We start from the raw sequence: 25276 nt of genomic DNA, 5'->3' as shown, positions 1-25276 counted from the left end.
CAGGTGACGCACGCGGAAACCCCGTCCGAGACGACGGAGGTGCCGTCACCGGACTCCGGGGCCACGACGGCCCCGTCGCACCCGAACGCCGGTGGCACCGCGCTCGTGCTGGCCGCGCTCGGGATCGTCTTCGGCGACATCGGCACGAGCCCGCTCTACGCGCTGCAGACGGTGTTCTCCCTCGACCACAACGCCGTGCAGGCGAACGTCAGCGACGTCTACGGCGTCATCTCCCTGATGTTCTGGTCGGTCACGCTCATCGTGTCGGTGAAGTACGTCGGCATCCTCATGCGCGCCGACAACGACGGCGAGGGCGGCGTCATGGCGCTCACCGCCCTGGCGCGGCGGCTCTACGCCGACAAGGCGGACAAGGCCCGCGTGCTCGTGGTCATCGGCATCATCGGGGTATCGCTGTTCTACGGCGACTCCCTGATCACGCCGGCCATCAGCGTGCTGTCCGCGGTCGAGGGCGTGGAGGTGGCCGCCCCGGGGCTGAGCCATCTCGTGGTGCCGGTGGCCGTGGCCATCCTGACCGTGCTGTTCGCCGTCCAGCGGTTCGGCACCGGCAAGGTGGGCTCGCTGTTCGGCCCGGTCATGCTGCTGTGGTTCTCCGCCCTGGCCGTCGCCGGGATCGCCGGCGTCGTCCAGCACCCCGGTGTGCTCGCAGGGCTGTCGCCGAGCTACGCCGTCCTGTTCGTCGTCGACCACCCGTTCATCGCGTTCATCGCCATGGGCGCCGTCGTGCTGGTGATCACCGGCGCCGAGGCGCTCTACGCCGACATGGGCCACTTCGGCCGGATGCCGATCCTGCGCGCGTGGTTCGTCGTCGTCTTCCCGGCGCTGATCCTGAACTACCTGGGCCAGGCCTCGGAGATCATCCGGCACCCGGCAGCCATCGCCAACCCGTTCTTCCTGTCCTTCCCCGAGTGGGCGCGCATCCCGATGGTCTTCCTGGCCACCGCCGCGACGGTGATCGCCAGCCAGGCCGTCATCTCGGGCGCGTTCTCGCTGTCGCGGCAGGCGGTGCAGCTCGGGCTGCTCCCGCCGGTGACCGTGCGGCAGACCTCCCAGCACGAGGGCGGCCAGATCTACCTGCCCGGCGTCAACGCGCTGCTGTTCGCCGGTGTGCTCGTCGTCGTGCTCGCCTTCCGGTCGTCGCAGCGGCTGGCCACCGCCTACGGCGTCTCGGTGACCGGGGCGCTCGTCGTCGACACGGTGCTGCTGCTCATCGTCGCCCGCGTGCTGTGGCACTGGAAGCCGTGGCAGCTGGTGCTGGCCGGCGTCGCCTTCGGCGGCGTCGAGCTGACCTTCCTCGCCGCGAACCTGTCCAAGGTGCTGCACGGCGGCTGGCTGCCGCTGCTCATCGCCCTCGTCGTCTTCACCGTCATGACGACGTGGCGGCGCGGCCGGGAGATCGTGGGCCGCAACCGCGCCGAGCAGGAGGGACCGCTCGAGGACTTCGTGCACGAGCTCTACGAGAACCCGCCGCACCGCGTCGAGGGCATCGCCGTCTTCCCCCACCCCGGCATGGAGACCACGCCGCTGGCCCTGCGCGCCAACGTCGCGGTCAACGAGGTGCTGCACCACGCCGTGCTCATCGTCTCGGCCAAGTCGGCCAACGTGCCCCACGTCCCGCCGCACGACCGGTTCACCACCGACGACCTCGGCCACCCCGACGACCGCATCCAGTACCTGTGCGTGACCTTCGGCTTCTCCGACGAGCCGAACATCCCCGAGGCGCTGCTGCAGGCCCGCGAAGCCGAGGTGCTCGAGCCGGGGATCTCCGACGTCGAGAACGCCCGCTACTTCCTCTCCCGCGGCGCGGTCACCCGCACCGGCGCACCCGGCATGATCCGCTGGCGCAAGTCGCTGTTCCTCTTCCTCGCGCACAACGCCGCCGACCCGGCCGCCTACTTCGGGCTCCCCCGCGACCGGACGGTCACGATGGGCAGCGCGGTCGACCTCTAGGTCGCCGACCGGAGGACCGCGAGGAGCTCGTCGGGCCCGAGGCGCACCGGATTGCCCTGCATGCTGCTGGAGCGCGCCGCCTTCTCGGCGACCTCGCCGTGCAGTGCCGGCGGGAGATCGAGGGGCGGCACGTCGAGGGCGCGCACGGTCTCCCGCAGCCAGGTCACCGCGTCGTCGGCGACCGCGTCGTCCCGGCCGGTCAGCAGCCGGGCCACCGCGGCGTAGCGCGACAGCGCGGGCGAGCCCGGCTCTCGCTCGCGGAGCGCCCGGAGGTTCGCCTCGACGACCGGCGCGAGCAGCGCGGCGCACACCGCGCCGTGCGGCGCGTCCACCGTGCCGCCGACGACGCCGGCGAGGCCGTGCACCGCCCCGAGCTTCGCGTTGGCCAGGGCGATGCCGCCGAACAGGCTGCACAGCGCCATGTCCTCGCGGGCCGCGGCGTCGTCGCCGTGCGCGTACGCCCGCGCCAGCGACCGGGCGGCGCGCCGCAGCCCCTCGGCCGCGACGGCGTCGGTGGCCGGGTTGGCCTGGGGTGAGACGTAGGGCTCGAGGCACTGGGTCAGCGCGTCCAGCCCGCTGCTCGCGGTCACCTCCGGAGGGCAGCCGAGCGTCAGCAGCGGGTCGACCAGGGCGACCGCGGCCAGCAGGTGCGGGCTGCGCAGGCTCGCCTTGAGCCCGTGCGCGGGCGAGGTCAGGACGGCGTTGGCGGTCGCCTCGGCGCCGGTGCCCGCTGTGGTCGGCACCGCGACGAACGGCACCCCCGGCCGCTCGATCGGCAGTCCGCGGCCCACGACCTCCAGGTGGTCGAGCGGATCGGTGCCGTTGCCGAGCAGCACCGCCACCGCCTTGCCCAGGTCGAGCACGCTGCCGCCGCCGATCGCCACGACCACGTCGGCGCCGACTGCCCGCGCCCGGTGGGTCGCCGCCCGGACGTCGTCGACCGTGGGCTCGCGGGCGACGGTCACGACGGCGGCCGGCGCGCGGCCCAGCAGGTGCCCGTGCCGCGCCGGGTCGCGGCCGGTGCAGAGCACGGGCCGCTCCCCCAGCGCCGGCAGCAGCCCGGCGAGCTCGGCGGCGCGGCCCGGCCCGAACAGCACCCGCCGCGGCAGGGCGAGGTCGAAGGCGCTCACGGCGGGCACCCACGGGGGTCCCAGACGAGCCGGACGTCGGGCTCGCGCTCCTCGTTGCGCGACCCGTCGGTGCGCTCGACCTCGACGAACCCGTGGCGCAGGTAGAAGCGCCACGCCGGCTCGTTGGCCTGGAAGGTCCACAGCTGCAGGCCGCCCGGCTGACGCTGCTTGGCCAGCGCGACGAACCGGTCGCCGAGCCCGCGACCGCGCCGGTCCGGGGCGAGGTAGAGCTGGTCGAGCCGGCCGTCGGACAGCGCCAGGAGGCCGACCACGGTGCCGCCGTCGTCGGCCACCCAGACGTCGTGGGTCGGCAGCAGGACCTCGGCGACCCACCGGCGCACCTCGTCATCCGAGTGCGCCCGGCGCACCCCCGGCAGGGCGGCCGCGAACGAGCGCAACCACACGTCGGCGACCTGGCCGGCGTCCGCGGGACGGGCCGGACGCAGGTCAGGACTTCTTGTCGCTCCCGCGGCCACTCTGCACCTTGACCGAGACGACGATCGGCGAGCCGTCGAAGCCGTACCGCTCCCGCAGCTTGCGCTCCAGGAACCGCCGGTAGCCGGCCTCGAGGAACCCGGTGGAGAAGACGACGAACCGCGGCGGGCGGACGTCGGCCTGCGTCACGTACTTGATCCGCGGGGCGCGCCCACCGCGGGCCGGCGGCGGGGTCTCCTGCACGAGCTGCCGGACGTAGGTGTTGAGCTCCGCCGTCGGCACCCGGGTCTCCCACGAGGCCAGCGCGGCCCGCAGGTGCTGGGCGAGCTTGTCCACCCCACGGCCGGTCTTGGCCGAGATGTTGACCCGGCTGGCCCACTTCACCCGGGAGAGGTCGCGCTCGACCTCCTTCTCCAGCTGGAAGTGGCGGTCCTCGTCGAGGGTGTCCCACTTGTTGATCGCCAGCACCAGCGCGCGGCCGGCCTCGATGACCTGGGTGATCACCCGCTGGTCCTGCTCGCTGATCACCTCGTCGGCGGCCAGCAGCACGATCGCCACCTCGGCGGCCTGGATCGCGGCCTCGGTGCGCAGGCTGGCGTAGTACTCGGTGCCCGACGCCGTCGACACCTTGCGGCGCAGGCCGGCGGTGTCGACGAAGCGCCACTCCTCGCCGCCGAGGGTGACGATCGAGTCGACCGGGTCGACGGTGGTGCCGGCGACCGAGTCGACGACCGAGCGCTCGTCCTTGGCCAGCCGGTTGAGCAGGCTGGACTTGCCGACGTTGGGCCGGCCGACGAGGGCGACGCGGCGCGGGCCGCCCTCCTCCTCCTGCTCGCGCGGCGCCTCGGGCATCGCGTCGAGGATCAGGTCGAGCAGGTCTCCGGAGTTGCGGCCGTGCAGGGCGCTGACCGGGTTCGGCTCGCCCAGGCCCAGCGACCACAGCTCGGCGGCGTTGGCCTCGCTGCGCTCGTCGTCGACCTTGTTGGCCACGAGGACCACCGGCCGGTCGGCTCGCCGGAGGATGCGCGCGGCGGCCAGGTCGGTGTCGGTGGCGCCGACCGAGCTGTCGACGACGAAGACGATGACGTCGGCGGTGTTCATGGCGTACTCGGCCTGGCGGGTGATCGAAGCCCCCAGCCCGGCCGCCTTCGGGTCCCAGCCGCCGGTGTCGACGAGGGTGAACCGCTTGCCGTTCCACAGCGCCTCGTAGGCGATCCGGTCGCGGGTGACGCCCGGGGTGTCCTGGACGACGGCGGCCCGCCGGCCCAGGATCCGGTTGACCAGCGTCGACTTGCCGACGTTGGGCCGCCCGACGATCGCCACCACGGGCAGCGGGCCCGTCTGCTCCACGCTCATGACGCCTGCCCTGTCCGGACGGCGTCGAGCGCCAGCGCGACGACCTTGGCCACGGTCTCCTCCTGCGCCAGGTCGGTGCTGTCGACGACGACGGCGTCCTCGGCCGGCCGCAGCGGGCTGTCGGCGCGGCGGCTGTCGTAGTCGTCACGGCGGCGCAGGTCGGCGGCCAGCGCGGCGATCTTGTCGGGGTCGGTGACCCCGAGCTGCCCGGCCCGGCGCTGGGCGCGCACCTCGGGCGAGGCGGTGAGGTAGATCTTCAGCGTCGCGTCGGGCAGGACGACGGTGCCGATGTCGCGGCCCTCGACCACGACCGCGTCGGCCCCGTTCACCAGCTCCCGCTGGCGGGCGACCAGCAGCCTGCGGACGGCGGGGACGGCGGAGACCGGCGAGACCGCCCGGGTGACCTCGGCGCCGCGGATCCGCTGCCGCACGTCGACGCCGTCCACCTTGACCTTCTCGCGCCGGGCGTCGGTGCCGACCTCGATCGTGGCCGCCGACACCGCGCGGGCGACGGCGACCTTGTCGTCGAGGGCGACGCCGGCGTCGAGCACCGCGACGGTGGCGGCCCGGTACATCGCGCCGGTGTCGAGGTAGTGCGCGCCCAGCTGCTGGGCGACCTGCCGGGCGACGCTGGACTTGCCGGTGCCCGACGGGCCGTCGAGCGTGATCTGCCCGCTGAACTCGGCGGTCACTGGGCTCTGCTCCTCGCTCGTTCCTCGCTGCGATGCTCGCTCACTGGGCGATGTCCCTTCGCAGGGCCACCGCGCCGCGCAGGTAGACGTGCTGGATGTCCTCGCGCGGCTTCTCCACGTCGACGTGCGCCATGAGGCGCAGCACCCGCGGCAGCGCGTGCGGCACGTTCATCTCGGTGGCGCACATGAGCGGCACGTCGCCGAAGCCGAGCTCGCGGGCGGCCAGCGCCGGGAACTCCGAGACGATGTCCGGGGTCGCGGTGAACAGGATGCTGATGACGTCGTCGTGGACCAGCGCGTTGCGGTCCATGACGGCGGTGACCAGCTCACGGGTGGCCTCGAGCACCTGCTCCCGGTCGTCGGCGTCCACCTGCGTGGCGCCCCGGATGGCGCGGACGGCCATGCACTCTCCTTCGCTCCCGGCACCCCGTACTGCCCGGGAGCCCTGTCGAGTCTAGAAGGACCCCCGTCCCGCCCGACCTTCGCAAGCTCAGGTCGGGGCCCTGGACGAGGGCCGTTCCAGCACCTCACCTACAACCCGACGAGCTCCTGCAGGGACCCGAGCTCCTGGCGGGTGAGCTTGCGGATCGAACCGACCCGCATCCGGTTGAGCTGCACCGGTCCGACCGCCGTCCGGGTCAGCCGCGACACCGGCAGCCCGACCTCCGCCAGCAGCCGGCGCACGATGTGCTTGCGGCCCTCGTGGAGCACCACCTCGACGACGGACTGGCCGGCGTGGGTGTCGACGACCCGGAAGGCGTCGACCTTGACCGGGCCGTCGTCCAGCTCGATCCCGGCGCGCAGGCGCTTGGCCATGTCGCGGGGCACCGAGCCGCTCACCTGGGCGAGGTAGGTCTTCGGCACCTCGTAGGACGGGTGGGCCAGCCGGTGGGCCAGCTCGCCGTCGTTGGTGACCAGCAGCAGGCCCTCGGTGTCCTGGTCGAGCCGGCCGACGTGCACCAGGCCAGGGGCGAGGTCGCCGACCATGTCGCCGACCGTGGGCCGGGCGCGGTCGTCGCTCATGGCGGTGATCACGCCGGCCGGCTTGTTCAGCGCGTAGGTGACCCGGTCGTCGCGGACCTCGATGCGCACGCCGTCGACGGCGATCCGGTCGCGGTGCGGGTCGACCCGCATGCCCTGCACGGTGACGGTGCGGCCGTTCACCGCGATCCGGCCCTCGTCGACCATGTTCTCGACCACGCGGCGGGATCCGACCCCGGCGCGGGCGAGCACCTTCTGCAGCCGCTCCCCCTCGGGGTGCGCCGCGTCGGGCGCCTCGGTGTCGCCGGGGTGTGCCGGCGCGAGCTCCATGTCCTCGGACCAGCCCTCGCCGGCACCGGTGGTGATGTCCATCGGGGTCCAGTCTCCCATCCGGGTAGGAATGCGGCTGTGACCGATCCCGAGGAGAGCACCGCCGGCGCCCGACGGACGGGCACGGTGGCCTGCGAGGTGGGCGCGGTGGCGCTGCTGGCCGCCGCCGTCGTCTTCTGGGCCGGTGGGCGGCCGTACGGCGTGAACATCGGCGGCGGGGGGCTCTACCTGCTGGGTCTGCTCGCGGGCCTGATCGGCACGGTGCTGCTCTGGATGAGCTCGTCGCGCCGCGCCGTGACCGGCGTGGCGCTGCTGCTGCTCTGCGCCTGCCCGGTGATCACGATCTCCGACATCGCCGACGGCGCCGCGCAACTGGTCCTCATGGCGATCGCCGCCGTCGTCCTGGCCGCCGCCGCCCTCCTCGCCCGCCGCGGGTGACCGCGCTCCGGTCCGACCGCCTCGCGAGTTCTGCGATCTCGTGGCTTTCCACGTCCTGATAGCCACGAGATCGCAGAACTCATGGGGGCTGTGGACGACGTCAGCGAGGACGACGGCGCCGCCGCCACCCTGTGCGGGTGCCTCGCCGTCCCGTTCCTTCGCGCCTGCAGCAGCCGAGCACCCGTCGTGCGGCGGCGCTGGCCGGTCTCTCCGACTGGCACCTGCGGCACCGGGACATCACTCGGCTGTCACGCGATACCTACGTCTCCGCGGCGGACGCCGGAGAGTTGCGCAACAGGCTGCCGGCGATCCTGATGACGGCGCCACCAGGAGCGGTCATCAGCCATCACACGGCCGCGGCCATGTGGAAGGTGGCCATCCCGCTCCAGCCCGAGAGCGACGTCGTGCACCTGATCGTGCCGCCCGGCTCGAGGGTGCGGAATCGGAGCGACCGCCGGTTCCATCGGACGGAGTTGGCGAGCGACGACGTCGAACGACGCTGGGGCTTCGTCGTCACGACGCCGGAGCGGACCTGGCGCGACCTCGCCGCCGTCCTCGAGCCTGCGGCTCTGCTCGCCGTCACCGACCAGCTGCTCGACGTCTTGTGCAGACCCGCGCACCTGGAGGCAGCGCTGGCGCGGCGGCCGACAGGTCCCGGCGCGGCCCGTGCCCGCCGAGCGCTCGCCGTCGCAGACCCGAAGGTCGACTCGCCGATGGAATCGGTCCTGCGCTGGTTGCTCCATGAAGCAGGACTTCCACGTCCGGTGCTGCAGCACCGGGCGATGGACGAGCGCGGACGGCAGATCGGCTTCGGTGACCTCGCCTGGCCGGACCGGAAGGTGCTCATCGAGTTCGACGGGGATCACCACCGCGAGCGCAAGACGTTCGTCGACGACCTGCGCCGCCAGAACCGGCTCGTGCTCGAGGGGTGGACGGTGCTGCGGTTCAGCTCGGCCGATGTTCTCGGACGCCCGGAGGAGGTCGTCGCCGCCGTCCGGCGGGCACTTGGTTCATGACTTCTGCGATCTCGTGGCTATTCAGGGGTGGAAAGCCACGAGATCGCAGAAGTCGCGACGATCGGCCGGCGGGTGGCGGTCAGGCGTCGGGGTGCTCGTCGAGGACGGCGGAGGTCTCCGGGAGCAGCGGCGCGAGCTCGGGCAGCTCGTCGAGGCCGGTCAGCCCCAGCCGCTCCAGGAACAGCGGCGTGGTCTCGTACAGCCCTCCCCCGCTGTCGGGATCGGTGCCGACCTCGTGCACGAGACCGCGGCCGATCAGCGTGCGCATGACGCCGTCCACCCCGACCCCACGGATCGCCGAGACCCGCGAGCGGGTGACCGGCTGCCGGTAGGCGATGACGGCGAGGGTCTCCAGCGCGGCCTGGGTGAGCCGGCTCTGCTGCCCGCCGACCAGGTAGCGCTCCACCACCTCGGCGTAGTCGTCGCGGGTGTAGAGCCGCCACCCCTCCCCCACCTTGCGCAGGACGAGTCCGGATCGGCGCCGGTCGTACTCCTCGGCGAGCCCGGCCAGGCCCTCGACCACCTGGTGCGGCGGGCAGCGCAGCGCGGTGGCCAGGGTCGCGACGTCGACCGGGTCGTCCATGACGAACAGCAGCGCTTCCAGGCCGCCGCGCAGCTCCTCGGGCTCGAGCAGCGCGATCTCCAGCTGCTCGGGCTCCGGTTCGGGTTCCGGCTTCGGGGCGGGGACCGCCGCGACGGGTGGCGGTAGCGGCGCCGGCTCGTCGACCGGCGGCAGGATCTCGACGGCCTCCGGCTCGCGCTCGGCGACCCGCGCGGCCAGCTGCGAGGCGACGGCGTCCCAGGTCTCCGGGTCGGCGTCGCCGCGGGCCTCGGCCTCCTCGCGCGTGGCGGCCAGCTCGGCGGCGAGCGCGTCCCAGGAGATCGGCGTCTTCTCGCCCTCGGTCATGCGTACTCCTCGTCGGCGTCCGTGGGCTCGTCGTCCGCGGTGCCCCCGGTCCAGCGCACGGACAGGTCGCCCAGGGGCGTCACCTGCTCGAAGACCACGCGCTGCTGCCGGTACAGCTCCAGCAGCGCGAGGAAGCGGGCCACCACCTCGACGGTGTGCGCGCAGTCAGCGGTCAGCGCCCGGAAGCTCGCCGTCCCGGAGCGGATCAGCTGGTTGCGGACGGCGAGCAGCTGCTCGGCGACGCTGACCGCGGGGGCGTGCAGATGGCTGACGCTCACCGTCTGCGGCGCCTTCGGGGTCAGCGCCCTGGCGGCCAGCGCGGCGAACTGCTGCGGGGTGATGCCGAGCAGCACCTCGGGCATGAGCTCGGCGAACCGCGGCTCCAGCGCGGCGTCGCGGGCGAACCGCCGGGCGGCCTGCGCCTCCCGCTCGCGCAGGAACGCGGCGGCCTCCTTGTAGGCCTTGTACTGCAGCAGCCGGGCGAAGAGCAGGTCGCGGGCCTCGAGCAGCTCGAGGTCCTCCTCGTCCTCCACCTCGGCCGCGGGCAGCAACCGGGCCGCCTTGAGGTCGAGCAGCGTGGCGGCGATGACCAGGAACTCGCTGGCCTGGTCGAGGTCGAGCTCGTCGCCGAGCGCGCGCAGGTGCGCGATGAACTCGTCGGTGACCTTCGACAGCGCGATCTCGGTGACGTCGAGCTTGTGCTTGCCGATCAGCTGCAGCAGCAGGTCGAACGGGCCCTCGAAGTTGGTCAGCTTGACGGTGAACCGCTGCCCGCCCTCGGGCTGCGCCGCCGGGTCCGGCGGGCTGCTGACCATCACGTCGGCCGAGCGTAGGCGACGCCCGTCCGGACCAGCTCCGTCATGAGGTGAGCCGCACCTCCTGATGGTTCGCCGTGCCGTGGCGCGGTGGTCCATCAGGTCGAGCGGTGATGCTCAGGCCCCGCGCAGCCGCCGGACCAGCACCGACTCGTCGCCGCGCTCCTCGAGGTCGGCGAGGATCACCGCGACCGCCTCGCGGACGATCCGCCCGCGGTCGGCGGCGACGCCGTGCTGACCGCGCAGCACCAGGCGGGCGCCCTCCAGGCCGAGGAGCTCCTCGGCGGAGAGGTAGACGGTGATCTTCTCGTCGTGCTTGGTCCGGTCGGCGCGCATCGACTTCTGCGGTCGGCCGCGGGTCGGGATGGCCGGCGCCGACACCGGCGCCGGCGCAACGGGCGTGCGGAACGCGGCGAGGTCGTCGCCGGCGGCCGAGGCGCCACCGGGCACCAGCGTCAGCGGCTGGACGTCGTCCTTGCGGGCGGCGCCGCCGCGCATGGCCGGCGAGCTGGCCGTCGAGCTGAGGCTGGGCAGCTCGGTGACCTCGGCCTCGACGGGCGGGGTGTCGGTGCGGCGGAACAGCTCGTTCGCGCCGGGGAGCACGGGCCGGCGGGTCACAGCGCCAGCACCTCCTTGGCGAGGTCGCGGTAGGCCGACGCGCCGGAGGACGTCGGGGCCCAGGTGGTGATCGGCTGCCCGGCGACGGTGGTCTCCGGGAACCGGACGGTGCGGGTGATCACGGTCTGGAAGACGGTGTCGCCGAAGGCCTCGACCACCCGGCTGAACACCTCGCGGCAGTGCACGGTCCGCGAGTCGTACATCGTGGCGAGGATGCCGGAGATCTCCAGCGACGGGTTGAGCCGCTCCTTGACCTTGTCGATCGTGTCGACCAGCAGGGCCACGCCGCGCAGCGAGAAGAACTCGCACTCCAGCGGGATGATCACGCCCTGCGCCGCGGTGAGCGCGTTCACCGTGAGCAGGCCCAGCGAGGGCTGGCAGTCGATGAGGATGTAGTCGTAGTGCTCGCGGGCGGCGGCCAGCACGCGCAGCAGGGTCTGCTCGCGGGCGACCTCGCTGACCAGCTGCACCTCGGCGGCCGACAGGTCGATGTTGCTCGGCACGAGGTCCAGGCCCGGGATGTCGGTGGGCACCGTGACGTCGGCGAGCGTGGTGTTGCGCTCCATCAGGGCGTTGTAGATGGTGCGGTCCAGGTTCTGGGCCGGCACGCCCAGCCCCACCGACAGCGCACCCTGCGGGTCCAGGTCGACGAGCAGCACCTTGCGGCCGTGCTCGACCAGCGCGGCGCCCAGGTTGATGGTCGACGTCGTCTTGCCGACGCCGCCCTTCTGGTTGCACATCGCGATGACCCGCGCCGGCCCGTGCTCGGTGAGCGGCTTCGGGTCGGGCAGCTTGGTCTGACGCGCCTTGGCCGGGTCTCCCGACCGCAGCGCCGCAGCACCCATCTCCGGATCGGTGTCCTGCGGGCGCGCGACGGCGGGGCTTGCCGCGTCCGCTCGGGTCGCCATGGTGTCCGTTGCCTCCAGTGCCTGCCCGATCCGGGGTCATCCGGGTGCGGTCAGCCGTCCTGCCCGCTCGGGTGTCCCCGACCGTAGGGAAGCTGGCGCGCATTCCTGAGGAGGCACGCCGACAACGGAGTGTGACGTGTCGAAGGATGCCAACCAGCGAACGGGTTGAGCCGAGGCAGTTGGCAGAACCTACCGAGGAAGCCTGTGGACCGCTGTCACCTCAGTGCCCGCGGATGGCTGCTGGCGTAGACCTCGCGCAGCCGGTCCACGGTGACCAGCGTGTAGACCTGGGTCGTCGTCACCGACGCGTGGCCGAGCAGCTCCTGGACGACGCGGACGTCGGCGCCGCCGTCGAGCAGGTGGGTGGCGAAGGAGTGCCGCAGGGTGTGCGGCGAGACCTCCGCCGTGAGGCCGGCCCGCTCGGCCGCCGTCCGGAGGATCGCCCACGCGCTCTGCCGCGACAGCGACCCGCCGCGGACGTTGAGGAACAGCGCACCGCCGCGCACCCCGGCCCGGCCGGCCGCGGCCAGCGCCGGCCTGGCACGGACCAGGTAGTCCTCGACCGCCTTGAGCGCGTAGGAGCCGACCGGGACGACGCGCTCCTTGCCGCCTTTGCCGGCCAGCCGGACGGCGGCCTGCCCGTGGTCGAGGTCGTCGACGGCCAGCCCGACCGCCTCGGAGATGCGCGCGCCGGTGCTGTACAGCAGCTCCAGCAGCGCCCGGTCGCGCAGCCCGCGCGGGCCCTCCACCGACCCGGCGGCCTCGATGAGCGCGACGACCGACTCGACCGGGATCGCCTTGGGCAGCCGCTTCGCCGGCGACGGCGGGCGCACCTCGTGGGCGACGTCGTCGGGCACCAGCCCGTCGAGCAGGGCGAAGCGGTGCAGCCCGCGGACGGCGACGACCGCGCGCGCCGCCGAGCTCGCCGACAGCGGCGGGTGCTCGTCGTCCCCCTGCCGCAGCGCCACCAGGAAGCCCTCGACGTCGGACTCGGCGATCTCGCGCAGCGCGGTGACGCCGGCGCCGGCCAGGTACGCGGTGTAGCGCCGCAGGTCGCGGCGGTAGGAGGCGATGCTGTTGGCGGCGAGGCCGCGCTCGACGGTCAGGTGGTCCAGGTAGCCGGTGACGACCCGCTCGATGGCGGAGACGTCGGAGACGGTGGCGGTCAGACGAGCACCTCCTCCCACGGGACGCTCTTCATCCCGTGCGCCTCGGCGACCTCGGGCAGCACGACCTGGCCGGCCACGACGTTGACGCCGTGCGCGAGGTCGGCGTGCGCGCGCACCGCGGCCGCCGTCCCCTCGTTGGCCAGCGCCATCACGTAGGGCAGCGTCACGTTGGTCAGCGCGAAGGTCGAGGTGTTCGGGACGGCGCCGGGCATGTTGGCCACGCAGTAGAAGACCGACTCGTGCACCCGGAAGGTCGGCGCGTCGTGCGTGGTCGGCCGGGTGTCCTCGAAGCAGCCGCCCTGGTCGACGGCGATGTCCACCAGCACCGAGCCGGGCTTCATCCGCGAGACCAGCTCGTTGCTGACCAGCGTCGGTGCCTTGGCGCCGGGCACCAGCACCGCGCCGATCACCAGGTCGGCGTCGAGCACGGCGCGCTCCACCTCGTACGCGTTGGAGGTGACCGTCTGCATGTGGCCCTGGTAGATGCGGTCGGCCGCGCGCAGCGTGTCGACGTTGCGGTCCAGGACGATGACCTCGGCCTGCATGCCCAGGGCGATGGCGGCGGCGTTCATGCCCGAGACGCCGGCGCCGATGACGACGACCTTGGCCGCGTAGACACCCGAGACGCCCCCGAGCAGCACGCCGCGGCCGCCGTGCGCCCGCTCGAGGCAGTACGCCCCGACCTGCGGTGCCATCCGGCCGGCGACCTCGCTCATCGGGGCGAGCAGCGGCAGCGCGCCGCTCGGCGACTGCACCGTCTCGTAGGCGATGGCGGTGGTGCCGGAGGTGACCAGCGCGTCGGTGCACTCCTTCGACGCGGCCAGGTGCAGGTAGGTGAACAGGGTCTGGTCGGCGCGCATCCGGGAGTACTCCTCGGCGACCGGCTCCTTGACCTTGAGCAGCAGGTCGGCCGCGCCCCAGACGTCGTCGGCGGTCGCGACGATCTGCGCGCCGGCGGCGACGAAGTCGGCGTCGGGGATGGAGGACCCCTCACCCGCGCCCTTCTCGACGAGCACCGTGTGCCCCGCACGGACCAGCTCGACCACCCCCGCAGGGGTCAGCGCGACCCGGTACTCGTGGTTCTTGACCTCTTGGGGGACCCCGACCCGCATGACCATGCTCCTTCTCCAGGGATGCGGGTCGCAGCTCCCCATGGGTGAGGGAGCTGCCCACCGCGATGTGGGCGGCCCGGTCGGAGCCTGCCTCGTGGCGGAGTCTAGGCACGTCCGGGTCCGGTTCCCGCGCGCCGGGCCGGGGCACTTCCTCCTCCGAACGGCCCGACCAGCCCGGAGGACGTCGATGCGCCTGTACGCCCAACGCCCCGACCTGCGCCTGCGCCAGGCGCTCGGCGATGCCGGCGTGGTCACCTGGATCGTGCTGTGGGTGCTCGTCGCCCGCGCGGTGCACCGTGCGGTGCTGGTGCTCGCCGAGCCCGGGCAGGCGGTGGAGGACCTCGGGAGCTCGGTGGCCCGGAACATGGCCTCGGCCGCGGAGACCGCCGATCGGGTGCCGGTGGCCGGCGACGCGCTGGCCCGACCGTTCCAGGCGCTCGGCGACGCGGGAAGCTCGGTGAGCGGTGCGGGGCAGAACGCGCAGGACGCCGTCGGCACGCTGGCCCTCCTGCTGGCCGTCGTCCTCGTGCTGCTGCCGGTCGGCTGGCTGCTGCTGCGCTGGCTGCCCGGCCGCTGGCGCTACGCCCGCGAGGCCGGTGCGGCCGCCCGGCTGCTGCGCGGCACACCGGACCTCGAGCTGCTCGCCGTCCGGGCCCTGGCCACCGCTCCCCTGCCCCGGCTGGCCGCGCTCCCCGCCGGCACCGGCGCCGCCTGGCGTGACGGCGACCCGGCCGCGGTCCGCGCACTCGCGGCCCTCGAGCTGGGCCGCCTCGGCCTGCGGTTGCCGGATCGCGCCCCCGTGCCCGCCGAGTGAGCAGTTGCGGTCGCCGACACGCGCGGACACGCCGTGCGCAGCGACCGCAACTGCTCAGTCGGCGTCGACGGGACGCAGCTCGGGCGAGGTCTCCCGCGCCCGGGCGGCGGCCAGCAGCCCGATCACCGCCGAGGCGTTGCGGATCCCGCCGGTGAAGATCCGGCCGACCGCCTCGTCCAGCGGCACCCGCTCGACGGTCATGTCGATCTCCTCGTGCTCCGCGGTGAAGCCGTCGGGCCGCTCGGCCTCCGACAGCCCCTCGGCGAGGTAGATCAGCACCTGCTCGTCGCAGAAGCCCGGCGTGGAGTACGAGGTGACCAGCAGCGACCAGCGCTGCGCGGCCAGCCCGGCCTCCTCGGCCAGCTCGCGCTTCGCCGTCTCGAGGGGCGGCTCGCCGTCGGCGTCCCGCAGCCCGGCCGGCAGCTCCCACAGGTAGCCGCCGACCGGGTGCCGGTACTGCCGGACCATGACCACGCGGCTCTCGTCGTCCACCGCCGCGACGCACACCGCGCCGATGTGCCGGACCACCTCGCGGACGCTGTCGCCGCCCTCGGGCATGGCGACGACGTCCTTGACGAGGGTGATGATCCGGCCCTCGTAGACCGTCTCGGTCTTCAGCAGCGCGTAGGCACCCGGCGAGGCCGGTTCGGCCATCAGATGCCGACCTTCTCGGCGTCGTCGTCCGGAACCGGGATCCGCGAGGACTCGGCGTAGTCGATCGCGGCCCGCACGAACGCGCGGAACAGCGGGTGCGGCCGGGTCGGGCGGCTCTTCAGCTCGGGGTGCGCCTGCGTGCCCACGTAGAACGGGTGCGACTCGCGGGGCAGCTCGGCGAACTCGACCAGCAGCCCGTCCGGCGAGGTGCCGGAGAACACCAGGCCGGCCTCCGACAGCCGGTCGCGGTAGTCGTTGTTCACCTCGTACCGGTGCCGGTGCCGCTCGGTGATGTCCTGCGACCCGTACGCGGCGGCCGCCACCGACCCGTGCTCAAGCGCCGCCGGGTAGCTGCCCAGCCGCATCGTCCCGCCCATGCCCCGCTCGCCGGCGATGACGTCGACCTGGCTGGCCATGGTGGCGATGACCGGGTCCGGGGTGTCCGGGTCGAACTCCGCCGAGTTGGCCTTCTCCAGCCCGGCCACGTGTCGGGCGTACTCGATGACCATGCACTGCAGCCCCAGGCACAGCCCGAGCGTCGGGACGCCGTTGGTGCGCGTCCAGCGCAGCGCTCCGAGCTTGCCCTCGATGCCGCGCACGCCGAACCCGCCCGGCACGCACACGCCGTCGACGCCGGCCAGCGCCCGCTCGGCGCCCTCCGGGGTCTCGCAGTCGTCCGAGGGCACCCAGCGGATCTCCACCCGGTTGCGATGGGCGAAGCCGCCGGCCCGCAGCGCCTCGGTGACCGACAGGTAGGCGTCGGGCAGGTCGATGTACTTGCCGACCAGCGCGATCGTCACCGTCTGCTTGGGCTTGTGCACCCGGTCGAGCAGGTCGCCCCAGACGGTCCAGTCGACGTCGCGGAACGGCAGGCCCAGCCGGCGGACGACGTAGGCGTCGAGCCCCTCGCGGTGCAGCACCTTCGGGATGTCGTAGATCGACGGGGCGTCGGCGCAGGAGATCACGCCCTCGGCGTCGACGTCGCACATCAGGCTGATCTTGCGCTTGAGGTTGGTGCCGATCTCCCGGTCGGAGCGGCAGACCAGCGCGTCGGGCTGGATGCCGATGCTGCGCAGCGCGGCCACCGAGTGCTGCGTCGGCTTGGTCTTCAGCTCGCCGGACGGGGCGATGTAGGGCACCAGCGAGATGTGCAGGAAGAAGCAGTTGTCCCGGCCGATCTCGTGGCGCACCTGGCGGGCGGCCTCGAGGAAGGGCAGCGACTCGATGTCGCCGACGGTGCCGCCGATCTCGGTGATGACGACGTCCACCCGGCCGTCGTCCCCGCTCCACCTGGTGGCGCCGTCGAGGATGCGCGACTTGATCTCGTTGGTGATGTGCGGGATGACCTGCACGGTGTCACCCAGGTACTCGCCGCGCCGCTCCTTGGCGATCACGTCGGAGTACACCTGGCCGGTGGTCACGTTGGCCCGCCCGGACAGGTCGACGTCGAGGAAGCGCTCGTAGTGACCGATGTCGAGGTCGGTCTCGGCGCCGTCCTCGGTGACGAAGACCTCGCCGTGCTGGAACGGGTTCATCGTCCCGGGGTCGACGTTGAGGTAGGGGTCCAGCTTCTGCATGGTGACCCGGAGGCCACGGCTGGACAGCAGCGCGCCCAGGGAGCTGGCAGTCAGCCCCTTGCCGAGCGAGGAGACGACGCCGCCGGTGACGAAGACGAACTTCGTCGGCTGGGAGTTGTGCAGGAGGCCCTGCGAGAAGGACTGGTCACGCGTTCGAGACGGTCGATCCACGGGAGACGACCGTAACACGGTGGGCGCTTCCCTCCTGGCCTGAAAGGGCAGTGCCGTCAGCCACGTTTCCCTCCCGGTCGGGTGCGGCGGCCAGCCACACCAGCAGCGGCACGAGCAGGGCGGCGGCAGTGGCCGGGACGGCGACGCCGGAGTCGTTGACCGCCGCGCCGAGGGTCAGGCTGAGGGCGACGGCGAGCAGCCCGGACTTCAGCGCCGCGGTGTGCGGGGCCGACAGCCCGCCCGCCGAGCCGCCGCGCAGCAGGCCGCCCGGGCGGACCAGCCACCAGGCGGCGACCAGCGCGACCGGCAGCATCCAGGCCAGCGAGCTGCCCAGCAGGATGTCCAGGTTCGCCTGCCCCTTGCGGCTGATCACGGTCCACGCCTCGCCGGAGAGGATCTGGTCGACGAACCGGCCGAGGTGGGTGCGCTGGTCGGCCGGGCGCAGCCAGTCGAGGTAGGCCACCGTGCCGACGGCCACGACGGCGACGCCCAGGATGGCGAGCAGGCGGGCCACGGTCACCCGGGTGCGGGTGAGCAGCATCGCCAGCAGCAGGAACCCCGGCACCGAGGCGAGCACGCCGCCGAAGTCGCGGCCCAGCTGGGGGGCGCCGTCCAGGGCGACGACCACGACACCGCAGCCGAGCACGGTGCCCGCGACCGCCCACCGGCTCCCCCCGCGACCGCCGACCCAGGTGGCCGCCGCGGTGGTGAGCAGCAGGCCGCAGGTCACCAGCAGCCCGAAGGACAGGTTGCCGTAGCCGATGAACCGGCCGGCGACGATCGGGTCGTAGCCCAGCAGCCCGTCCAGCTCGAGGTTCGACCCGGTGAGGACGTCGCCGAACAGGGTGCCCAGCGTGATCGCCAGCAGCGCCAGCGGCGGCCCGACCTGGTGCCGGCGCCACGGGCCGAGCAGGGCGACCGCGGTGACGAGCACGTCGGCGAGGACGACGACGCCGACCAGCGCCCAGCGCGGCGAACCGGCGGCCTCCCACGGCAGCAGGTCGCCGAGGTAGGTGGCCACCGGCAGCGCCGCCGCGGCTCCGGCGAGGACCCGCAGCGCGCGGCGCGCCGGGCTGCCGACCGGCCGGGGCGCGGCCCGGCGGCCCCACCGGGCCACCCGCCAGCCGCCCAGGACGAGCAGGCCGAGGGCGACCACGACCGCGTTGACCACGACCAGCGTCCAGAAGAAGTCGCTCGTGCTGCGGTAGTGCACCGCGGCCGCGGTGCTGGAGCGGTCCAGCTGGGTAACCGCCTCGGCGAGCGGGGGCCGCTCCCCCGCCGCGCGCATCGGCTCGCCGTTCATCGACGCCGGGCGGTCCAGCCCGAGGAAGGACAGCGCGGTCGGGGCGAGGTCGATCAGCTGCACGAACGGTGTCCGGCCGGTGCTGGACGAGGTGAGCCAGGTCGGCTGGTCGTAGCCCGGGCCCGAGGCGATGGCCACGTGCAGCTGCGGGCGGCCGTCGTTGACCTCGGAGATGCCGGCGATCACCAGCAGCGTGTCGGGGGGCAGCGCGGCCCGCAGCCGGCCGACCGCGGCGTCGATCGCGCGCAGCGCCGCCGGGCGGGAGTTCGGGTCGGTGCCGGTGTCGGTCGCGTCCACCCCCGGCTTCCCGGCGTCGGTGAGCGAGTCGAGGCTGACCACGGTGAGCGGGCAGGCGGAGAGGAGAGCGCTGATCGCGGCGGGGTCGGCGGGCAGGCCGTCGACGCTGGTCAGCTTCACCCCCTCGGCGGCCACCGAAAGAGACGCCGCCTTGCCGGCCACGCCCGCGCAGCCGACCTGCTCCCCCAGCAGACCGGGCACGGCGCCGAAGCGCGCGGTGGCCTCGTCCTCGGCGATGTTGCCGACCGTCGCCACCGGGTCGGCCAGGCCGAGGCTCGCGATCTGCTCCTGCAGGCCGCAGTGCGACAGGGACGCGTCCACCGCCGTGGACGGATCGGCCTGCTCGCCGTTGGAGTCGGTGGGGGCCGCGGCGCCGTTCTCGCCGTCGGGCAGCGGCGCGCTGGGGAGCGGGACGGGCGGGATCTGCTCGTCGGCCCCCGGGAACCGCGCCCGGTTGCCGGCCCCGAGCGTGGCCCAGCCGTCGAGCAGGCAGCTCGTGCCGCGGGCGGCCCGCACCGACAGCGCCCCGATCGCCGAGCTCCCTGCGAGGTCCCACAGCTCCGGTGTCTGCTGCGGGTCCAGGTCGCTCCACGCCAGGCCGGGCACGCCGACGACGACCACGTGCCGGTCGCCGGGATCGTCCGCCGCGCCGGCCGGGGCTGCCCCGGCAGGAGAGCAGACCCCGAGCAGTGCGGTGAGGACGGCGGCCAGCACGACCGCGCAGCGGAGGGCGGCCCTCACGACGGGCCGCCCTCCGGATCGCCGAGCAGCTCGCGGTAGACCGCCACGACCTGGCGCTCGGTGGCGGCCTGGTCGGGCCAGCCGGCCGCCTGGCGCGGGCCGGCCTCGGCCAGCTCCTTGGCCCGCACCGGGTCGGTGAGCACACGGACGACGGCGTCGGCCAGCGCGGCGGCGTCGCCGACCGGCACCATCTCCGCCGCGGTGCCGAACAGCTCCGGCATCCCGCCGGCGCGGGTGCAGACCAGCGGCGTGCCGGCCCGCAGCGCCTCCTGCCCGGTGAACGGGCTGCCCTCCCAGCGCGAGGGCAGCACGCACAGGTCGGCCGCGCCGAGCAGGTCGGCGACGTCGTCCCGGCGGCCCAGCAGCGCCACCGGCAGCCGCTCGGCCGCGATGCGCGCCGAGAGCTCCTCCTGCAGCGGGCCGTCGCCGGCGATGACCACCAGCGGGTCGACGACCCCGGCCCAGCGGGCGACGGCGTCGAGCAGGACGTCGTAGCCCTTCTGCGGGTGCAGCCGGCCGACGGCGACCACCAGCGGGCGGCCCTCCTCGACGCCCAGCTCCGCGCGCACCTCGGCGCGCGAGCGCTGAGCGGGCGGGCGCGGCGGGGCGATCGCCGGCGCCAGGCGGACGTCGCGGGCGCCGAGCCGGCGGGCGTTGGCGGCCAGGTCGCCGGAGACGGCGAGCACCAGGTCGGCGGCGCGGATGGTGACGCCCTCGAGCCGGCGCAGCAGCCGCTGCTTGGGGCCCGTGCCCTCCTGCAGCGCGTTGTGCAGGGTGAGCACGAGCGGCCGGCGGCTGCGGTCCAGCCGGCGGGCGGCCGCGGCGACCAGGCCGGCGCGCAGGCCGTGCGCGTGCACGAGGTCGGCGCCGGCGGTGGCGGCGCGCATGGCGAGCACGGCGCGGGCGTCGGCGAGCGGCGCGAGCCCCGCGGAGATCCCGACCGGGCGGAAGTCCGCGCCGGCCCCGGTGAACCCGAACAGCTCCTCGGTGGCCGGGGCGCCGCAGACGCGGACCTCGGCGCCCGCGGCGGTGAGCGCGGGCAGCAGCGAGCGGATGTGCGCGCCCACCCCACCGGCGCTGGTGGCGAGCGCCTCCGCGAGCGAACGGCCCGCCAGGGGCGGCGTGTCAGCCACCGTGCACCTCCTGCCGGCCCGATCGGCGCAGTCCGTGCACCGCCGCCGTCAGCGGTGCCCGCGCCGTTCCCATGATGACCGCCGCGGCGACGACCGCCACCACCGCCGCGGCCGCCACCCCGATGCCGACGGCGCCCAGGACGCCGCTGTCGGGCACCGGGTCGGCCCCGAGCAGCCGCGCGACGAACAGCCCCGCCGCCCCGGCCAGCACCGCCGCGAGCACCGCGGGACCGCCCGTGCGGAGCACACCGCCGAGCGCCGGCCGCCCGGCCACCCGCGCCACGACCACCAGCAGCCCGATCCCGGCGACGGTGACGCCCAGGCTGTGCCCGGCGGCCAGCGCGAACGCCCGGTCGCGGGCCGGCAGGGCGGCGGACAGGACGACGTCGGCGACCCCCGCGAGCACCCAGCCGCCGACCACGCAGGCCGTCGGCGCCTTCCACAGCCCGCGCGCGTAGAGCCCGCGGGTGAGCAGAGCGATCAGCCCGTAGCCCAGCAGGCCGGGCGCGAAGGCGATGATCGTGTTGCGCAGCGCGGTGACCGTCTGCTCCGAGCCGCCGGCGAGGAACACGCGCGCCATCGGCCCGGAGACGGCGACCAGCACGGCCGCGGCCACGGCCGAGGCGACGACGATCAGGACGGCGGCCGGCGCCAGGCTGCGCCGGTAGCCCTCCTCGTCGCCGAGCTCCGCGCTCTCGGACAGGCCCGGGTAGGCGGAGGTGGCCAGCGGCACCGCCAGCGCCGCCCACGGCACCAGGAAGACCGTCAGCCCGGCGGCGTAGGCGACCTGGGTGCCGTCGGGTGCGCCGGCGTTGGCCAGCCGGATCGCGACCGCGGCGAGGACCTGCTGGCCGGCGAGGGTGAGCACACCGGCGATCGCCAGCCGGCCCACCCGGGGGGCCACGCCGACCGGGAACTTGAGCGAGGGCCGCAGCCCCAGTCCCAGCCGCCGGATCGGCACGAGCAGGCTCAGGCTCAGCGCCACGACGCCGAGCGTCGTCCCCACCCCGAGGACCAGCTCCCCCGTCTCGGACAGGTGCGCCACCGACCGGCTGCCGCCGATCAGCGCGAACAGCAGGTAGGCGCCGGCGACGACGACGCTGGACAGCAGCGGCGCGATCGCGGGTCCGGCGAACCGGCGGTGCGCCTGCAGCACGCCGGCGAGCACGATCCCGATGCCGTAGAGCACCACCTGCGGGGCGAACACCAGCAGGAACCGGGCGGCCAGCTGGACCTTCTCCGGGTCGTCGCCGCCGAGCAGCAGCCGGGCGATCGGCTCGGCGAGCAGCGCGACGAGCACGGCCAGCGGGGTGAGCACCAGCAGCACCCAGCCGAGCAGCGCCGACGCCGTCCGGCGGACCTGCTCGGCGTTGCCGGCGACGATGCCGCCGGCCAGCATCGGCACGACCAGGCTGGCCAGCGCCCCGCCGGCGACGATCTCGTAGACGATGTTCGGGACGTTGTTCGCCGCGGTGTAGGTGTCACCGGTGCTGCCCGCGCCGACGGCGTTGGTGAAGACCAGCGTCCGGACGAACCCGGCCAGCCGGGCCAGCACGGTGAGCACGGCGATCAGCGCCGCCGCGCCCGCGACCCCCTGGGCGACCCGCCGTCCGCTCACGGCTGCCGGCGGCCGAGCCGGTCCAGCTCCCGCAACCCGGGCGTGGCCTCGATCACCTTCGTGAAGCTGACCTTCTCGCTGGCGAGGGTGAGCGCGACCACGGCGCCGAGCAGCCCGGCGCGGGCGCCGCCGCGCTCGATCGCGGCCAGCCGCAGGCCGAGCAGCGCCCCGAGGGCGTTGGCGCCGCAGTCGCCGAGCATGACGCGCTCGCCGAGGTCCTCGGGCAGCACCGCCAGGGTCGCACCGAGCGGGCCGGCGACCAGCCCGCCCGCGGGACCGCCGAGCCCGGCCGCGGCGGCGAGCACGCCGGCCTTGCCGGCCCGGCCGGGGCGCAGGTCGAGCAGGTTGACCAGGTTCGCCGTCCCGGCGACCAGCCCCGTGGTGAGGACGACGTCCAGCGGCCTGCGGCGCGTGAGCAGCGCGGCCACACCGGCGGCCGAGACGATCCCCGCGACCTTGACCGCGCCGGCCGACACGCGGCCCTCCCCCAGCGCGCGCAGGTGGCCGGCCAGGCCCTTGTCGCGGGCCTGCTCCGGCCGGGCTCCGGCGACGTCGTCGTAGCCGCCGACCAGGCCGGCGACCCCACCGACGACGGCGGCCGCGGCGCGGGTCCCGGCGGGCGCGCCCAGCACCGCCGACGCGGTGGCCGAGACGGCCAGCGCCGGCCCGCCGAGCAGGGTGACCGGCCGGCCCGCGTAGTTGGTCCGGCGCCACCGGGCGCCGGCCGGGCGCGCGGTGAGCGCGGCCGCGCCGGCCAGCGCCGCGCGTGCCGCAGCGGCTCCGGTGAGAGCGAGCAGCCCCCGGTTCACGGGGTCTTGGCGGGCACCGGCGGGACCGGCTGGGTGTCCTGCCCGGTGCCGTACTTGCCCGAGGTCCCGTCGCCCTCGCTGCCGAGGGCGAGCACGGTGCTGATCTGACCGGCGATGCTGTCGACGTTGTCGACGGTGGAGACCGCGGCCGAGGTGGTCGGGTCGTTGCGCAGGACGCCGACCAGGCCCTGGTCGGCGGCGGAGGCGGCGTCGCCGGACACGACCGCGCCCTCGCCGGCCGCGTCCAGCGCGGCGGCCAGCTCGGCCAGGGCGCTGTTGCGCTGGTCGGCGTCATCGCCCTTGAAGGCGCCCGCCGTCAGCACGACCGCGAAGTTGGCCGGCGTGACCGACGCGCTGTCGGCGGACAGCACCTTGAGCGAGGTGAGCCCGGCCAGCACGGAGGAGAGGTCGGCGGTCGACGGCGGCGGGTCGGTCACCTTGGTCATGAGCACCTGCGCGAGCACCGAGGCGGCCAGCTGGCCGGCGTCGCCGCCGGCCGGCAACGTGACGCTGGTCGGCAGCCCGCCACCGGTCACGTAGTTCTCCAGCGCCGAGGTCTTCGCCGGGTCGCTGTAGGCCGGCGCGAGGCGGATCGTGCCGCTGACCGTCCCGCCGGCCTGGCCGATCAGGGCGGTGACCTCGTCGACGGTGTCGCTGGAGACCTGGTCGTCGGTGACGACGAGGACGACGCTGCGGCCGTTCAGCGAGCCGTCGACCAGCGCGGGCGCGACCGCGGTCTCGAAGGCGTCGGCCTCGTCCTGCTGGCCCTGCAGCTGCTGGGTGTTGTCCTCGAGGTCGCGCTTGTCCTGCTCGAGCGAGCTGACCTGGCCGCGGAGGTCGTCGAGCACCTTGCCGTTGAGCTGCGTGGTGCCGATGACGATCCCCAGGGCGATCGCGAGGAAGACCGCGATCAGGGAGACCAGGTGGTAGCGGAAGTCGATCACGAGAAGAGGTTCTCCAGCCAGAACACGAAGCTGTTCCATTGGTCGACCAGCAGGTCGAGGTAGACCCGGCCGGCCGTCGACACCATGACCGCCGAGCCGATGGCGACGAAGGCGGCCAGCACGAGGACGACGAGCGCCGCCGTGGAGATGCGGCTGCGGTAGAGCCGGGAGACGCCCTTGGCGTCGACCAGCTTGCCGCCCAGCCGCAACCGGGTGAGGAAGGTCGAGGCCATGCCGCCACGGCCCTTGTCGAGGAACTCCACGAGGGTCGCGTGGGTTCCCACGGCGACGATGAGCTTGGCGCCCTTCTCGTCGGCCAGCAGCATCGCGATGTCCTCGCTGGTGGCCGCCGCCGGGAAGGTGATCGCCTCCACGCCCAGGTCCTGCACCCGCGCCAGGCCCGGCGCACGGCCGTCGGCGTAGGCGTGCACGACCACCTCGGCGCCGCAGCGCAGGACGTCGTCGCTGACCGAGTCCATGTCGCCGATGATCATGTCCGGCTGGTAGCCGGCCTCCCGGAGCGCGTCGGCGCCGCCGTCGACGCCGATGAGGACCGGCCGGTAGTCGCGGATGTAGGAGCGCAGCGCCGCGAGGTCCTCCTTGTAGTCGTAGCCGCGGACCACGACCAGGACGTGCCGGCCCTCGATCTGCGTCTCGACGTCGGGGACGCCGACCCCGTCGAGCAGGAGCGCGCGCTCCCGCTTCATGTACTCCATCGTGTTGGCGGCGAACGCCTCCAGCTGCGTGGACAGCCCGGCCTTCGCGTCGACCATCGCGGCGGCGACGCTCGCGGCGTCCTGCGCCTTGCCCTTGGCGACGACGGTGCCGTCCTCGGTGTAGAGGGTGTCGCCGTCCACGCGGACGTGCGCGCCCTCCTTGAGCTTGGTGAAGATCTCCTTGCCGACGTCGTCGAGCAGGGGGATGCCGGCCGAGACGAGGATCTCGGGGCCGAGGTTCGGATACCGGCCGGAGATGCTCGGCGCGGCGTTGACCACGGCGGCGACACGGCAGGCCACCAGCGAGTCGGCGCTGACCCGGTCGACGTCCTGGTGGTCGATGACGGCGATGTCACCGGGCCGCAACCGCTTGGTCAGGTTCTTGGTGCGGCGGTCCAGGCGGACGGTCCCGGCCACCCCAGGCGCCGTCTCCTGGGCCCGGCCGCGTCGCAGGGTGCCGATGCGCATGACCTTCATGCTGTCACGCGGCCCGAGGAGCTCCGTCGTCCGACGCGCAATGGCGACCTTCTGGTTACACACCGTGCGCGACACCGGCGTGTCACGACACGCCAGATCCCCCGGTTGCCCGGGACCGTTACCGAACTGTGTCTAGCGTGGCGGCTG

The 25276-nt window shown here is 74.2% G+C and carries 24 protein-coding genes; 4 read left to right on the top strand and 20 right to left on the bottom strand.

The window, feature by feature from the left end; genetic code table 11:
* The first annotated feature begins 3 nt into the window (after positions 1 to 3).
* Positions 4 to 1968: a potassium transporter Kup gene (locus GGQ55_RS21775; protein WP_366489961.1), complete on the top strand. Its 1965-nt coding sequence runs from the start codon at positions 4 to 6 to the stop codon at positions 1966 to 1968.
* On the opposite strand, the gene GGQ55_RS21770 is transcribed toward GGQ55_RS21775, so the two are convergent.
* From GGQ55_RS21770 to GGQ55_RS21745, 6 genes are all read right to left on the bottom strand, one after another.
* Positions 1965 to 3098, bottom strand: coding sequence for an iron-containing alcohol dehydrogenase (locus tag GGQ55_RS21770; protein ID WP_218859377.1), 1134 nt, complete (start codon positions 3096 to 3098; stop codon positions 1965 to 1967). The genes GGQ55_RS21775 and GGQ55_RS21770 overlap by 4 nt on opposite strands.
* A complete protein-coding gene (locus tag GGQ55_RS21765; RefSeq protein WP_218859376.1) occupies positions 3095 to 3574 on the bottom strand; it encodes a GNAT family N-acetyltransferase in 480 nt (159 codons plus the stop codon). The genes GGQ55_RS21770 and GGQ55_RS21765 overlap by 4 nt, the downstream gene beginning before the upstream one ends.
* Entirely contained in the window at positions 3546 to 4889 is a 1344-nt protein-coding gene (gene der, locus GGQ55_RS21760) for a ribosome biogenesis GTPase Der (RefSeq protein ID WP_179720350.1), read from the bottom strand. Before der ends, GGQ55_RS21765 begins: the two co-directional genes overlap by 29 nt.
* Entirely contained in the window at positions 4886 to 5581 is a 696-nt protein-coding gene (cmk, locus tag GGQ55_RS21755) for a (d)CMP kinase (protein WP_179720348.1), read from the bottom strand. The genes der and cmk overlap by 4 nt, the downstream gene beginning before the upstream one ends.
* A 40-nt stretch (positions 5582 to 5621) precedes the next feature.
* Complete coding sequence (aroH, locus tag GGQ55_RS21750) at positions 5622 to 5984, bottom strand: chorismate mutase (RefSeq protein ID WP_179720346.1); 363 nt, start codon at positions 5982 to 5984, stop codon at positions 5622 to 5624.
* A 128-nt stretch (positions 5985 to 6112) separates the two neighbouring features.
* Positions 6113 to 6934: a pseudouridine synthase gene (locus GGQ55_RS21745; protein WP_246323850.1), complete on the bottom strand. Its 822-nt coding sequence runs from the start codon at positions 6932 to 6934 to the stop codon at positions 6113 to 6115.
* A gap of 36 nt (positions 6935 to 6970) precedes the next feature.
* Between GGQ55_RS21745 and GGQ55_RS21740 the strand changes: the two genes are divergently transcribed.
* Both GGQ55_RS21740 and GGQ55_RS28610 read left to right on the top strand, forming a co-directional pair.
* On the top strand, positions 6971 to 7330 hold the full coding sequence (locus GGQ55_RS21740) for a hypothetical protein (protein ID WP_179720342.1): 360 nt from the start codon (positions 6971 to 6973) through the stop codon (positions 7328 to 7330).
* Positions 7331 to 7467: 137 nt separating this feature from the next.
* Positions 7468 to 8346, top strand: coding sequence for a DUF559 domain-containing protein (locus GGQ55_RS28610; protein WP_179720340.1), 879 nt, complete (start codon positions 7468 to 7470; stop codon positions 8344 to 8346).
* A gap of 79 nt (positions 8347 to 8425) precedes the next feature.
* Here GGQ55_RS28610 and scpB read toward each other — a convergent pair whose 3' ends face one another.
* From scpB to ald, 6 genes are all read right to left on the bottom strand, one after another.
* Positions 8426 to 9253 (bottom strand): SMC-Scp complex subunit ScpB, encoded by an 828-nt coding sequence (gene scpB, locus GGQ55_RS21730; protein ID WP_179720337.1) that lies wholly within the window; start codon positions 9251 to 9253, stop codon positions 8426 to 8428.
* On the bottom strand, positions 9250 to 10068 hold the full coding sequence (locus GGQ55_RS21725) for a segregation and condensation protein A (protein WP_179723059.1): 819 nt from the start codon (positions 10066 to 10068) through the stop codon (positions 9250 to 9252). Before GGQ55_RS21725 ends, scpB begins: the two co-directional genes overlap by 4 nt.
* A gap of 117 nt (positions 10069 to 10185) precedes the next feature.
* A complete protein-coding gene (locus GGQ55_RS21720; RefSeq protein ID WP_179720335.1) occupies positions 10186 to 10686 on the bottom strand; it encodes a hypothetical protein in 501 nt (166 codons plus the stop codon).
* Positions 10683 to 11594, bottom strand: coding sequence for a ParA family protein (locus tag GGQ55_RS21715; protein WP_179720333.1), 912 nt, complete (start codon positions 11592 to 11594; stop codon positions 10683 to 10685). The genes GGQ55_RS21720 and GGQ55_RS21715 overlap by 4 nt, the downstream gene beginning before the upstream one ends.
* A 215-nt stretch (positions 11595 to 11809) precedes the next feature.
* On the bottom strand, positions 11810 to 12781 hold the full coding sequence (gene xerD, locus GGQ55_RS21710) for a site-specific tyrosine recombinase XerD (protein WP_366489957.1): 972 nt from the start codon (positions 12779 to 12781) through the stop codon (positions 11810 to 11812).
* Positions 12760 to 13875: an alanine dehydrogenase gene (gene ald / locus GGQ55_RS21705; protein WP_179720331.1), complete on the bottom strand. Its 1116-nt coding sequence runs from the start codon at positions 13873 to 13875 to the stop codon at positions 12760 to 12762. The genes xerD and ald overlap by 22 nt, the downstream gene beginning before the upstream one ends.
* Positions 13876 to 14062: 187 nt before the next feature.
* On the opposite strand from ald, the gene GGQ55_RS21700 reads away from it, so the two are divergent.
* A complete protein-coding gene (locus GGQ55_RS21700; protein ID WP_179720329.1) occupies positions 14063 to 14689 on the top strand; it encodes a hypothetical protein in 627 nt (208 codons plus the stop codon).
* 54 nt (positions 14690 to 14743) lie between these two features.
* Here GGQ55_RS21700 and GGQ55_RS21695 read toward each other — a convergent pair whose 3' ends face one another.
* From GGQ55_RS21695 to steA, 8 genes are read right to left on the bottom strand one after another with little or no spacing between them, the layout of a single operon-like run.
* Positions 14744 to 15343, bottom strand: a complete 600-nt coding sequence (locus GGQ55_RS21695; RefSeq protein WP_179720327.1) for an NUDIX domain-containing protein — start codon at positions 15341 to 15343, stop codon at positions 14744 to 14746.
* A complete protein-coding gene (gene pyrG, locus GGQ55_RS21690; protein ID WP_436277838.1) occupies positions 15343 to 17091 on the bottom strand; it encodes a CTP synthase in 1749 nt (582 codons plus the stop codon). The genes GGQ55_RS21695 and pyrG overlap by 1 nt, the downstream gene beginning before the upstream one ends.
* Positions 17066 to 19432, bottom strand: a complete 2367-nt coding sequence (locus tag GGQ55_RS21685; RefSeq protein WP_179720325.1) for a hypothetical protein — start codon at positions 19430 to 19432, stop codon at positions 17066 to 17068. The genes pyrG and GGQ55_RS21685 overlap by 26 nt, the downstream gene beginning before the upstream one ends.
* Positions 19429 to 20565, bottom strand: coding sequence for a glycosyltransferase family 4 protein (locus tag GGQ55_RS21680; protein WP_179720323.1), 1137 nt, complete (start codon positions 20563 to 20565; stop codon positions 19429 to 19431). The genes GGQ55_RS21685 and GGQ55_RS21680 overlap by 4 nt, the downstream gene beginning before the upstream one ends.
* The gene (gene murJ / locus GGQ55_RS21675; RefSeq protein ID WP_179720321.1) at positions 20558 to 22183 is read right to left on the bottom strand and encodes a murein biosynthesis integral membrane protein MurJ; all 1626 of its coding nucleotides are present in this window, start codon (positions 22181 to 22183) and stop codon (positions 20558 to 20560) included. Before murJ ends, GGQ55_RS21680 begins: the two co-directional genes overlap by 8 nt.
* Positions 22180 to 22992: a hypothetical protein gene (locus GGQ55_RS21670; RefSeq protein ID WP_179720319.1), complete on the bottom strand. Its 813-nt coding sequence runs from the start codon at positions 22990 to 22992 to the stop codon at positions 22180 to 22182. The genes murJ and GGQ55_RS21670 overlap by 4 nt, the downstream gene beginning before the upstream one ends.
* The gene (locus tag GGQ55_RS21665; protein WP_179720317.1) at positions 22989 to 23936 is read right to left on the bottom strand and encodes a copper transporter; all 948 of its coding nucleotides are present in this window, start codon (positions 23934 to 23936) and stop codon (positions 22989 to 22991) included. The genes GGQ55_RS21670 and GGQ55_RS21665 overlap by 4 nt, the downstream gene beginning before the upstream one ends.
* Complete coding sequence (gene steA / locus GGQ55_RS21660; protein ID WP_179720315.1) at positions 23933 to 25120, bottom strand: putative cytokinetic ring protein SteA; 1188 nt, start codon at positions 25118 to 25120, stop codon at positions 23933 to 23935. Before steA ends, GGQ55_RS21665 begins: the two co-directional genes overlap by 4 nt.
* Positions 25121 to 25276: the final 156 nt, after the last annotated feature.

Origin of the sequence: Petropleomorpha daqingensis, assembly GCF_013408985.1 — a bacterium.
GTDB lineage: Bacteria > Actinomycetota > Actinomycetes > Mycobacteriales > Geodermatophilaceae > Petropleomorpha > Petropleomorpha daqingensis.
Note: the sequence above shows the minus strand (reverse complement) of the source record. Positions and strands in the feature narration are given on the sequence as shown.

What these genes read in the sequence shown, in the direction of transcription:
- steA (WP_179720315.1), bottom strand. Translation starts at nt 25,120, where the DNA reads ATGCGCATCGGCACCCTGCGACGCGGCCGGGCCCAGGAGACGGCGCCT.
- aroH (WP_179720346.1), bottom strand. Translation starts at nt 5,984, where the DNA reads ATGGCCGTCCGCGCCATCCGGGGCGCCACGCAGGTGGACGCCGACGAC.
- der (WP_179720350.1), bottom strand. Translation starts at nt 4,889, where the DNA reads ATGAGCGTGGAGCAGACGGGCCCGCTGCCCGTGGTGGCGATCGTCGGG.
- scpB (WP_179720337.1), bottom strand. Translation starts at nt 9,253, where the DNA reads ATGACCGAGGGCGAGAAGACGCCGATCTCCTGGGACGCGCTCGCCGCC.
- ald (WP_179720331.1), bottom strand. Translation starts at nt 13,875, where the DNA reads ATGCGGGTCGGGGTCCCCCAAGAGGTCAAGAACCACGAGTACCGGGTC.
- GGQ55_RS21745 (WP_246323850.1), bottom strand. Translation starts at nt 6,934, where the DNA reads ATGGACATCACCACCGGTGCCGGCGAGGGCTGGTCCGAGGACATGGAG.
- GGQ55_RS21715 (WP_179720333.1), bottom strand. Translation starts at nt 11,594, where the DNA reads ATGGCGACCCGAGCGGACGCGGCAAGCCCCGCCGTCGCGCGCCCGCAG.
- GGQ55_RS21725 (WP_179723059.1), bottom strand. Translation starts at nt 10,068, where the DNA reads ATGGTCAGCAGCCCGCCGGACCCGGCGGCGCAGCCCGAGGGCGGGCAG.
- GGQ55_RS21695 (WP_179720327.1), bottom strand. Translation starts at nt 15,343, where the DNA reads ATGGCCGAACCGGCCTCGCCGGGTGCCTACGCGCTGCTGAAGACCGAG.
- GGQ55_RS21700 (WP_179720329.1), top strand. Translation starts at nt 14,063, where the DNA reads ATGCGCCTGTACGCCCAACGCCCCGACCTGCGCCTGCGCCAGGCGCTC.